At 39.9% G+C, this 11713-nt stretch carries 11 protein-coding genes; 6 read left to right on the top strand and 5 right to left on the bottom strand.

Translation table 11 applies throughout. The features are described 5' to 3' along the window. The first annotated feature begins 33 nt into the window (after positions 1–33). On the top strand, positions 34–906 hold the full coding sequence (locus ACNKW3_RS01150) for a LysR substrate-binding domain-containing protein (RefSeq protein WP_427397448.1): 873 nt from the start codon (positions 34–36) through the stop codon (positions 904–906). A gap of 29 nt (positions 907–935) precedes the next feature. On the opposite strand, the gene ACNKW3_RS01145 is transcribed toward ACNKW3_RS01150, so the two are convergent. Both ACNKW3_RS01145 and ACNKW3_RS01140 read right to left on the bottom strand, forming a co-directional pair. Beyond that, a complete protein-coding gene (locus ACNKW3_RS01145) occupies positions 936–1700 on the bottom strand; it encodes a hypothetical protein (protein WP_427397447.1) in 765 nt (254 codons plus the stop codon). 20 nt (positions 1701–1720) lie between these two features. Beyond that, a complete protein-coding gene (locus ACNKW3_RS01140; RefSeq protein WP_427397446.1) occupies positions 1721–2434 on the bottom strand; it encodes a sensor histidine kinase in 714 nt (237 codons plus the stop codon). A 198-nt stretch (positions 2435–2632) separates the two neighbouring features. Between ACNKW3_RS01140 and cysB the strand changes: the two genes are divergently transcribed. Next, entirely contained in the window at positions 2633–3607 is a 975-nt protein-coding gene (gene cysB, locus ACNKW3_RS01135) for an HTH-type transcriptional regulator CysB (protein ID WP_427397445.1), read from the top strand. Positions 3608–3613: 6 nt separating this feature from the next. On the opposite strand, the gene ACNKW3_RS01130 is transcribed toward cysB, so the two are convergent. Further along, positions 3614–4987, bottom strand: a complete 1374-nt coding sequence (locus ACNKW3_RS01130) for an L-serine ammonia-lyase (RefSeq protein ID WP_427397444.1) — start codon at positions 4985–4987, stop codon at positions 3614–3616. A gap of 241 nt (positions 4988–5228) precedes the next feature. Here ACNKW3_RS01130 and ACNKW3_RS01125 point away from each other — a divergent pair, with 241 nt between their 5' ends. Continuing rightward, positions 5229–5663: a hypothetical protein gene (locus ACNKW3_RS01125; protein ID WP_427397443.1), complete on the top strand. Its 435-nt coding sequence runs from the start codon at positions 5229–5231 to the stop codon at positions 5661–5663. A gap of 31 nt (positions 5664–5694) precedes the next feature. Here ACNKW3_RS01125 and ACNKW3_RS01120 read toward each other — a convergent pair whose 3' ends face one another. Beyond that, positions 5695–6297: a CoA pyrophosphatase gene (locus ACNKW3_RS01120; RefSeq protein ID WP_427397442.1), complete on the bottom strand. Its 603-nt coding sequence runs from the start codon at positions 6295–6297 to the stop codon at positions 5695–5697. Beyond that, entirely contained in the window at positions 6284–7687 is a 1404-nt protein-coding gene (pabB, locus tag ACNKW3_RS01115) for an aminodeoxychorismate synthase component I (protein WP_427397441.1), read from the bottom strand. Before pabB ends, ACNKW3_RS01120 begins: the two co-directional genes overlap by 14 nt. A 97-nt stretch (positions 7688–7784) precedes the next feature. Between pabB and ACNKW3_RS01110 the strand changes: the two genes are divergently transcribed. The 3 genes from ACNKW3_RS01110 to ACNKW3_RS01100 all read left to right on the top strand — a co-directional run bounded on the left by ACNKW3_RS01110 (position 7785) and on the right by ACNKW3_RS01100 (position 11571). Then, on the top strand, positions 7785–9314 hold the full coding sequence (locus ACNKW3_RS01110; protein ID WP_427397440.1) for a fumarate hydratase: 1530 nt from the start codon (positions 7785–7787) through the stop codon (positions 9312–9314). 85 nt (positions 9315–9399) lie between these two features. Further along, a complete protein-coding gene (rmuC, locus tag ACNKW3_RS01105) occupies positions 9400–11004 on the top strand; it encodes a DNA recombination protein RmuC (RefSeq protein ID WP_427397439.1) in 1605 nt (534 codons plus the stop codon). Positions 11005–11058: 54 nt separating this feature from the next. Further along, entirely contained in the window at positions 11059–11571 is a 513-nt protein-coding gene (locus tag ACNKW3_RS01100; RefSeq protein ID WP_427397438.1) for a DUF6265 family protein, read from the top strand. The last annotated feature ends 142 nt before the right edge of the window (positions 11572–11713 follow it).

The raw sequence follows: 11713 nt of genomic DNA, 5'->3' as shown, positions 1-11713 counted from the left end.
ATTAATAAAGCTATGTCGGTCTCCTATAAAAATTTGCTTGCCTTTGTAACCGTTGCGCAATATTCCACCTTTGCAGAAGCGGCAGAACGGTTGTATTTATCGCAGCCAGCCTTGTCGACTTCAATAAAGAATATGGAATCTGTACTTGGCGGACAACTGCTCTCAAGAAGCACAAGGAAAGTCGAGCTAACTCCTGAAGGGCAGGCTTTTTTACCTATTGCAAAAAGGTTAATTGGCGATTGGGAGAATGCTATAGCAGATGTAAAAGCACAATTTTCTTTGCAACATGGTCATCTGGTAGTCGCTGCCATGCCATCATTTGCTGAGAGTATCTTGCCGAAGTTATTAAATCGTTATCATCAATATCATCCAGGCGTTCGTATTCGAGTTTTAGATGTTGTCATGGAAGAAGTGATCAAAAGCGTCTTAGAAGGCCGAGCTGAACTTGGGTTCGTGTTTGAACCAGAGAATTTAACAAACCTTGATTTTCAGCCCATCATGCAAGATTCGTTTATTGTAGTAATGAAGCCTAGCCATCCATTAGCGAATCTAAAAAGTCTGACGATGGAGCAGCTAATTGACTATCCCATGGTGTCGATGAACAAAGGGTCTAGTGTGAGATACTGGATTGATAAAGTGTTTGAATCCTTGGGATTTGAACCAAAAATTTTGGTTGAAGCTTATCAATTGGGGACTTTAGGACAACTGCTTAATTTTGCAACTCAAGACAGTGAACATGCATTTGCTATAGTGCCGCAACTTTGTCTGTCTCAAATGCAACGAAAATCGCTGGTGGGGATAAAGTTAAATGAAGCCAGTCTATCCAAAGCGGTTGGCGTTATTAGTGCTTCTAGGAAACCTATTTCAGCGGCAGCCACGAACATGCTCAAGTATATGATGGGGTAAGGTTAACCTATTGTATGAAACTTCCAAGGTTACCATTTTTTCTTTGGCGCAAATAATTGGTCCAGATCCTGACTTTCTTGCTTTTTCTTTTCCATCACTTGTTGCAAGTTACGATCTTTAACGCTGGATTCCAATCCGTCGAGGGTTTCCTTTAATTCTTTTGCACGTTGCTGAGAATACTCATCTTGAGGTTGATGAGAGGTGAGGGCGCGTAGCGCTTTGTCTAAATATTGACGAGCAGAACCTTGCATAGAGCTTGCTACAGCCTCATTGGCTCGTTTATTTAGAGTTTCAACATTGACTCTTAATTGCAACTTTTCTAAAAACTTGTCTTCTACCTGATAAATATTCTGACTTATGTTTCCTCGCGTCACTTCAACTTTCAAAATACCACGTAATTTTTTAACAGCTTGGATATATTTAATAATCGATTTATCGGCACTAGGAAGGTTAAACGCATTTAAATCCGGTCCTTCATTAGACACTTCTGTGCCTTTTATTGCTGCTGCAATTTGAGCGATTTTTTGTTTTATTTCAGGGGAAGGTGATTGTTCATATATAGCTTTTAACGCTTTTATGGAGCGTGTTCTTAAGATTAATACTAGTCGTTGAGAAACTGGAATTTGTTGTGCAACGGCTATCGCAGATTCAGTTTCATCTAAAATGTTCTTATGTCGAGTTATTTCTTCTCGTTTGATTCTTTCTTTTCTTTCATTATGTTGTTGCACAGCAGTAGCAGCGATACCCGCTACTATAATTGCCGCAATTAATATAATGATGATTGTATAACTCATTTTTTTCCCTTTACTACAACCTAAGGTAAAACCAGTTTAAAGTTGCTTCCACCATTGGCACCATTAGATAACAGGATTTTACCTTGCTTTCCTTTGTTTTTATGGGTTTGGGCGATTAAGCGCGCAAAGAACAGACCTAAACCCGTGCGTCCTTCGCTGATGCTGTGTTGACTCAACTCGCTTTCAGAAATTTCTAGCATTGAACTCGGATATCCTGGACCATTGTCTGACACTTGAAATTGTAACTGTTCATCCTCAACCCAAGCTTTGATCTGGACGGCTGTTCCGCCATAGCGAATAGCATTGATTAGGACGTCATAAATCAACAAATAAATCAGGTCGCGGTCAAAAAACCAAGATAGGTCCTCATCTACCTCTGACTCCACGGTAATTGCTCGGTCTTTAATGTATACCGCATTTGAATCGACAACTTCTTCAATTAAATCGGACACATAAACTTCATCAACATTGATAGGCAGGGCATCTATGGAAGCTCTATACAAACTTAATACTTGTACTAAGGTTGTGTTCATTCTGTTGGCTTCATAGTGAACAGAGTTCAGTCGTTCACGGGCATAATTAGATTCGCTTGGAAGGTGGTCAGCTAATTGTTCTATAGACTGCATGAGCAAACTAAGGCTATTTTTCATGTCGTGAATAGCAACTGCCATCACCGAAGAAAACTCTACTTTTTCCTCGCTTTTTGCGTTTTGACTCATGTCTACATCTAACATATTAGGTTGCCAGTTTTAGTTAACTTATTGAAATTTAATAATAATCAAATAATAAGACAATTTTTTATGTATTTTATGTCTAAATTAGATATTATTTGGAATATACGCCTATATTAAATTATCGGCTGAAATACTCGAACGATTAGTTTAAATCGTTCCAAACTTCGCCAGCAAGGAATTTAACAATCAAGGGGTTGCATGAAGCTACAACAATTACGCTATATCGTTGAAGTACTTAACAATAATTTGAATGTTTCGGCAACAGCAGAAAACCTTTTTACATCACAACCCGGCATCAGCAAACAAGTGCGTATGTTGGAAGATGAATTGGGTATTCAAATTTTTGGTCGCAGTGGTAAACATCTGACACATGTTACAGAAGCTGGCAAAGAAGTTATTCACATTTCTCGAGAGATTTTGGCGAAAGTCGAAAGTATCAAATCAGTGGCCAGAGAACATACTTTACCTGATCAGGGAAAGTTGAATATTGCCACTACGCATACTCAAGCGCGATATGCATTACCGGATGTAATTCAAGGGTTCATGACAAAATTCCCGCGCGTATCTTTACATATGCATCAGGGCACACCTTCACAAATTAGTGACTTGGCAGCAAAAGGCGAAGCAGATTTTGCGATCGCCACAGAGTCTTTGCATCTGTATAACGACCTGGTGATGCTACCTTGTTACCATTGGAATCGTTCGGTTATAGTAAACAAGGCGCATCCGCTGGCCAAAAAAGCCTCTATTTCTATTCAAGACTTAGCGAAATATTCTCTGGTTACTTATGTATTCGGTTTCACTGGACGCTCTGAATTAGATCGTGCATTTTCACAATCAGGTCTAGAGCCAAAAATCGTTTTTACGGCCACCGACGCAGATGTGATTAAAACCTATGTCAGATTAGGTGTAGGAGTCGGGGTTATTGCTTCAATGGCAGTGGACGAACGATTGGATTCTGACTTAGTAAAAATTGATGCCAGCCACTTATTTGATTACAGCACTACAAAAATAGGGTTTAGAAAGGGATCATTCTTACGCAACTATATGTATGATTTCATTGAACGTTTTGCACCACACTTGACCAAGGATGTGGTCGAGAAAGCCATGATGCAAAAGAATAATGATGAAGTTGAGAGAATGTTTAAAGGGCTAACCTTACCTGTAAAATAAACATTTTTAACATTCAATAATATTGACAGCAAGGCCGCCTCGTGCGGTCTCTTTATATTTACTTTTCATATCATTACCAGTGTCTCGCATGGTTTTAATCACCTTGTCTAAAGACACTTTGTGTTTGCCATCACCTCGAAGCGCAAGTCTAGAGGCATTTATTGCCTTAATTGCACCCATGGCGTTGCGCTCAATGCATGGCACTTGTACCAGTCCACCTACGGGATCACAGGTAAGGCCTAAATTATGTTCCATACCAATTTCAGCAGCGTTTTCCACTGCTGAAATATTCCCCCCTAGAATTTCTGTTAGAGCACCTGCTGCCATTGAACAAGCGACTCCAACTTCGCCCTGACAACCCACTTCTGCGCCACTGATAGAGGCATTTTTTTTGTATAAAATAGCAATTGCGGCGGCGGTGAGTAAGAAACGACAAGCACTGTCATTGTCCAATGGACGAACAAATTTATGAAAATACATCATAACCGCTGGAATGATGCCGGCAGCGCCATTTGTCGGCGCTGTTACCACGCGGCCGCCAGCTGCGTTTTCTTCATTTACTGCCAATGCATAAAGATTTACCCAATCCATCACTTGCATGGGATCTGTGTTGCGCTCGTTCTGCAGTCGTTGGAATAAAGCTGGGGCTCTTCTATGCACTTTTAAACCACCAGGAAGAACGCCTTCAGTGTTAATGCCATTTTCAATGCAGTCCTGCATGACTTGCCAAATATGTAACAAGTTGTCGCGGATGATTTTTTCTTGTTGAAAAGCTGTCTCATTTTTTAGCATCAGTGTACTGATTCTAAAATTGTTATCATTGCACTGTGCAATTAACTCTGCTGCAGTGGAAAAAGGATAGGGGGCGTCTAGTTGCTGTTGCGCAATATTTTCTTTTTTCTGCTGTTCGAAATCACTATCTTCAACAATGAACCCACCACCAATCGAATAATAAGTTGTTTCCAGCAACAATTTGTCTGAGTTATAAGCGTAAAATGTCATGCCGTTGGCATGTTTGGGCAAGGTTTTTCGTCGATGAAATACAATGGCCCCTTCGTTTGGAAACGCGATTTCTTTTAATTGTAATAAGTTTAGTCGTTCAGATTTCTGTATAACAGCAAGCATGGTATCCACTTCAGATACAGGGACATTTTCTGGCGTAAAACCTAATAATCCTAAAATTACAGCTTTGCCAGTGCCATGACCTTTACCTGTTTGTCCTAAGGAACCAAATAATTCAGTAGTGATATGGGTGGTTTGTTCAAATAAGCCGTTTGATGTTAGTAGATGGCAAAATGCCTCGGCTGCCCGCATTGGTCCAACAGTATGAGAGCTTGAAGGGCCTATTCCCACCTTAAACATATCAAAAACGCTTATCATTCACAGTCCTTAGTTAGTCTTGTTTACATCGTCTATAGTGCTACATGATGGCAAATTGTCACAATCAAAATAATATTATGCTAGATATTAGATACTGTAATGAATAGGTGCAATTGTAAATATTTCTATACAAGTAGGGAGTTGGATTCTAAAAACTGCAAATTCGAAAAGTTTTCCACTTTACCTTTTCTAATCGCACTGCTTATACTGAGTCAATCAACAGGATGATTAGAGGCTAACATTGGAACTTTATGCTCACGCTTATCAACAACTAGCAACAGTGAGTGCCTTGATTGGCGGTCTAGCTTTTACTGCAGCGTCAGCTTTACTTGCGTTGGGTGCAGGTAGTAAAGATGAAAACGTCTTAGACAATGCCGCAAAAATCACCATTGCTTTAGCCATTTGTAGTTCAGTAATACTAGTATGTGCAGCCTTAATGTGGTCTTTTATGGCGGCAGATATTTTTCGTAGCACAGCAGATATTGGCGGTGGAGAAACCCTAAAAGACCTAAATAAATATCCTTCTATCGCTATGATCCTAGGAAGTGGATTGTTCTTCGCGAGTTTAGGCGCTAGCGGTTGGGTTGCCTCAAAAACTTTAGGTTATATTACAAGCTTAAGTGCGAGCCTTGGATTTATTGCTCTAGTTTTGCTAATTGTTAATTTTAGTAAATAATTCTTAGACCAAACTAATAATAATTTCTTAGCTAGCGTTGAAACATTTCTTTATATAAATTCACGTGGTCGCGCAAATGCGCCAGTATGCCAGCCGTTGCTCCCCAAATAGTCTTACCCTCGTGGGGTATGTAATACACCGGATATTTTTGATTATCCCTTTCAATTTCATGTACAAAATAATTTTGAGGATCCATCAATATTCGCAAGGGCACTTCGAAAACTTCTTCAACTTCATTGGTATCGATAGTTAGGGTTTCGGAAATGTCGATTGGTTTTTGCAAACTTGCGATAATGGGGGTAACAGCAAATCCACTTATAGTGGGATAAGAGGGCATAGCGCCAATAATACGTAACTGCTCAGTAGATAATCCTATTTCTTCTCGAGCTTCTCTACAAGCAGTATCCACTAGGTTTTTATCAAAGGTTTCTACTTTTCCACCAGGAAAACTAATTTGTCCTGCATGGTGTTTTAAGTGACGAGCTCTTACAGTGAGGATTACACTGACTTCTTCAACTGGGTTTAAGCAAATTAATACTGCGGCGGGTCGCTTGGCATGAGGAAAAGGTTCTCCAGCATCACGTTTGATGCGCCAAGGTTGATTAAAAGCATATATAAACTCAGATTCCGTCACTGGTATTTTCTTTTAGTACAGGCAATATTTTTGCAACTTTGTGCAGGGTTTCTTGAAATTCATCTTCACCTTCTGAGTCTAGCACAATGCCGCCGCCTGCCCAACAATACAAACGCTGATTTTCAGCCAAGAGGGTACGGATACAAATGCTAGTGTCCATATCATTTTGAATGCCTACATAGCCAATGCTACCACAATAAATGCTACGCTTATTCGGTTCCAATTCTCGGATAATTTGCATTGCTCTTACTTTTGGTGCGCCAGTAATGGAGCCTCCTGGAAATGCACCTTTTAACAGGGTGTAAGTATGGGTGTTTTCTCGAATTTTACCCTCTACTGTACTCACTAGGTGATGAACTGCTGGATAGCTTTCTATGTGAAACAACTTGGGAACTTTCACGCTAAAAGGCTGGCAGTGTTTGCTTAAGTCATTGCGCAACAAATCAACAATCATTAAGTTTTCAGCTCTATCTTTCTCAGCATTGAATAATTCTTCAGCCAAGGCTGCATCTTTTTTAGGATCGGAATCTCGTTTGCGTGTACCTTTGATGGGCTTGGTTACTACCTGTCCATTTTTAAGTTGTAAAAACCTCTCTGGAGATAGGCTTAATACGCAAGTGTTTTCAAATCGACAAAACGCAGAAAATGGTGCTTGGTTGGCTTCACTTAACTGCTGATAAGCTTGCCATTCACTGCCGGCATATTCAGCACTGAATCTCTGAGCTAAATTGACTTGGTAACAATCCCCAGCCTTTAAATAATCCTGAATTTTATTAAATTTTGCTACATAGTCCGATTTTGACATATTGGAATGCCAATCACTGGTTAGATGAAAGCCTTGATTGGGGACTTTTTGTTTATGTAAAAAGGGTTCAAGCCAATCTGGCTGTATATTCTCGACGGAGCAGTGGTAAACAATGCCTTTTTGCTTGTCCACAATAAGTGAATTTGCATACAAACCAACTGCGATATCGGGCATCAAATATTCATTTGGATTAGGATCTTCTATGCCATCGGTGAGGGTGTTTATGTCATAACCGAAAGCACCCATAGTGCCTAATATAAAAGGTAAGTCACTTGGGATCTCTAGTTGAGTATGATCAGCAAAATACTGTTGCAAGTTAGCCAAAGCCTCAAACGGGTCTGGCGCCAAATCCAATTCCGAAAAATCAAAGCTATCATCACGCCCCTTAAATTGACCTTTGCCATTTTTAAATTCATAAGTGGCAATTGGTTGGTAGACTAGTATGTCGTAACGCTCACTGATCAATAGGCTATTACAAGTATCAAGTAACATTGCCCATGGCAGGTGCTGAATATGGCTAAAAAGCGTTCGAGCATTAGGTTGCAAAATGGAAATAGAGGTAATTTTTATTGTTTTTATATTCATTTACCCACCAAAGTCGTGGTTTGATTGGTTGGCTACAATTACATTTAGCGGTAGTATACGTGCGAATTATCAATAGCAACAAGTTTATGGGGACAATATGACCATTATCCGCCAACAGGATTTTATCGATAGCATTGAAGATGCGCTCCAGTTTATCTCTTATTATCACCCTTTGGATTACGTTAAAGCGGTAGAAAAAGCTTATGATAAAGAACAGAGCCAAGCAGCCAAAGATGCAATGGCGCAGATTTTAATCAATTCGCGCATGTCAGCAGAAGGCAAACGTCCTATTTGTCAGGATACTGGCATAGTAACTTGTTTTGTAAAAATCGGTATGCAAGTGCAGTGGGACAAGACCGATATGACAGTGCAAGAAATGGTAGACGAAGGTACGCGTCGAGCATACTTAAACGCCGATAATCCGTTACGTGCATCCATTGTCGCTGATCCTGCGGGAACACGTAAAAACACCAAAGACAATACACCAGCAGTCGTGCACATTGATATGGTAGCGGGTGACAAGATTGAGGTCATGATAGCTGCCAAAGGTGGCGGTTCAGAAAATAAATCTAAAATGGTGATGCTAAATCCAAGTGATGATATTGCTGATTGGGTTGTAAAAACCTTGCCTACTATGGGCGCTGGTTGGTGTCCACCAGGCATGTTAGGAATTGGTATCGGCGGAACGGCGGAAAAAGCTGCGGTACTTGCAAAAGAATCCTTGATGGATCCGGTAGATATCCATGAGCTTATTGAACGTGGTCCTGAAACAACGGAAGAAAAACTAAGAGTCGATATCTTCAATAAGGTAAATGCTCTAGGTATAGGCGCTCAAGGTTTAGGGGGCTTGACCACTGTTGTAGATATTAAAATCAAATCATTACCAACTCACGCAGCTTCTAAACCAATTGCAATGATCCCCAATTGTGCAGCTACTCGTCATGCCCATTTTTACTTAGATGGTAGTGGTCCAGCAGAATTAAAAGCGCCTAAATTGGAAGATTGGCCACAAGTCACTTGGGAACTAAGTAAAGACACTCGCCGTGTCAATATGGACGAATTGACTAAAGAAGATATTCTTGACTGGAAAGTCGGTGAAACTGTGTTGCTTAGCGGAAAAATGCTAACCGGACGTGACGCTGCACATAAACGTATTCAAACAATGTTTGAAAATGGTGAAGGTTTACCTGAAGGGGTCGATTTAACCAATAAATTTATTTATTACGTGGGACCTGTTGATGCCATTGGAGATGAAGCTGTTGGTCCAGCTGGGCCTACAACGGCAACTCGTATGGATAAGTTTACCGATATGATGTTAGAAAAAACCGGTATTATTGGCACCATAGGCAAAGCGGAAAGAGGACCTGCCACTGTGCAAAGTATTGCTAAGCACAAATCGGTTTATCTCATGGCTGTGGGCGGAGCAGCTTATCTAGTATCCAAAGCAATTAAAAAAGCTAAAGTTGTGGCGTTTGAAGATTTGGGTATGGAAGCTATCTACGAATTTGAAGTAGAAGATATGCCGGTTACAGTTGCAGTGGATAGTTCAGGCGCGAATGCCCATGAAACTGGCCCTGCAATCTGGAAAGCAAAAATCGAAGAGATTGACCAAGCACTCTCTAAATAAATTGTGTTAATCTAATAAGCTCGTCTAGTCTAAACTTGACGGGCTTTTTTTTACCAAAATTAAAAACAAAAAAGGTAAAATCCAGATGGATCTTTTTCTTAACTTACCCCCGGTTATTCAGGCAGTAGTCGCCTCTTTAGCGGTGCTTTCACTGGCACTCTTGGTGTTTGTATTTGTGCAACGAAATAAACTGCAGCAACACTTATTTGCGTTCAACGAATTAGAGAAGAAAACGCAGATGCTTGAATATCAACTTGAACAAGCTAGCAATCGTATTGCTGAGCAACAAGAACACCTCAAGCAACAAAACAGCCAGTTCGAGCAAAAATTGGCATCACTTGCGGATAAAAACCAAACCCTGATTGATGAAAATACACAAAATCAAAGACGCATAGGTGAGTTATCCGAAAAGGTGGCCAGCATCTCTATGTTGCAATCTGAAAAGCAACATCTTCAGGGTAAACTGCAAGAGCAAATAACAGCGAATACCAAACTTACTGAGCAGCAGGCAGCTTTGCAAAGTGCCGTAGAAAAAGAGAGAGAGCATATGGCGGAAAAGCTTCAGCTTTTAAATGAAGCCGAAAAACGCTTGGGCACAGAATTTGAGAATATCGCGAATAAAATCTTTGAGCAAAAATCCGAAAAATTCGTGAAAACCAGTGAAACGGGTTTAAACACCTTATTGTCTCCACTGAAAAACCAAATTGATGAATTTAAACGACAAATTAACGAACAATATATTTCTGAGGGGAAAGAACGAGCCTCTTTGAAAACTGAAATCCTAGGATTAAAAGAACTCAATCAGAAAATCACTGAAGAAGCTGCAGCCTTAACCAATGCCCTAAAAGGTGACAACAAACAACAAGGAAATTGGGGAGAAATTGTATTAGAGAGAATTCTCGAAGAATCAGGTTTGCGTAATGGGCATGAATATGAAATGCAAAAATCCACTACTAATGAAGAAGGAAAACGCTATCAGCCAGATGTAGTAGTGCATTTGCCCAATGAAAAAGACATTGTCATTGATTCCAAGGTGTCTTTAATCGCCTATGAACGAGCCATTAATTCAACCGATAAAGACGTTAAAGAGCGCGCCTTGAAAGAGCACGTTGCTTCCTTAAAAGGGCACATTAAAGGCTTAAGTAAAAAAGACTATCAGGATTTACAAGAACTCCGTACTTTAGATTATGTACTCATGTTCATTCCGGTGGAATCGGCGTTTATCGCAGCTATTGAAAGCGATCCGAGTTTAGTCAAGCTGGCTATGGATAACCAAATAATGTTAGTGAGCCCAACCAATTTATTGGTTGCACTTAGAACTATTCATAACATTTGGCAATATGAGTACCAGAATCAAAATGCCGCCAAAATCGCTGAAAAAGCCCGTAAAATGTATGACAAGTTAGCTAATTTTGTAATGGACATGGAAAAAATTGGGAAGCAGTTAGAAACCACTACGAAATCCTATGAAGCTGCAATGATAAAGCTCTCCAGCGGACGCGGTAATTTGATTAGCCAAGCGGAGTCGTTTAAGAAATTAGGTGTTAGCACGACCAAATCAATTGATAGCAAATACTTAGTCGAAGATGATGAAAGTGACGACAACTTAGATGAAGACCAAGATGATGATGCAAATACTGATGTGGAAGTCGATAATGATGCTGTTTCAGATGACTCTTCTGAAAAATAAGCTAGACTGATATTAATTAACTGACAATTGATTTCAATTGAATAGGGACATCCAATGAAACAAAAGATCATTACGCTATTCTTTCTAGCATTAATATGCCCATTTGCATTTTCATCTAATGACTTTCCTAACATTGAATTTCTGCAAGAAGGTCAAACATCTCCTAAAGCAAATCTAAGCGCTGTTGAATGGCTGGTTGGCCACTGGCGCGGTGAAGCCTTTGGCGGCATAGTAGAAGAAGTTTGGTCGCCTCCTTTGGGCGGTAGCATGATGGGAGCTTTCAAGTTGGTTGTTAATGACGAGGTTATCTTCTATGAGCTTGAAACCATAGTGGAAGAAAATGACAGTCTTAATTTTCGACTTAAACACTTCAATGGTGATTTGAGCGGTTGGGAAGAAAAAGATAAATCGGTTGAATTTAACTTAGTGCGCGTGACGCCTAATAAAGTATTCTTCAATGGTTTAACCCTAGAAAAAATCAGTGAAAATGAGCTTACAATGTACGTGGCTATAGAAGATAACGATGTAGTAAAAGAAGTAAAGTTTTTGTATAAGAAAATAAATTGAATTATTTTGTCTCTATTTTAAAACCAAACATTTGAACGTTATTTATTGGGGATATCATATCTTTCTTGCATGGGATAACACCTATTGGGACCAAGTTCCAAACCGCTGAAGGTCATGGACCTCAAGGCACTAAAAATTTAGT

This window comes from Glaciecola sp. 1036 (genome assembly GCF_050306235.1).
Taxonomy (GTDB): Bacteria; Pseudomonadota; Gammaproteobacteria; order Enterobacterales; family Alteromonadaceae; genus Glaciecola.
The sequence above is the reverse complement of the archived record's forward strand: the minus strand, read 5'-3'. Positions and strand labels throughout refer to the sequence as shown.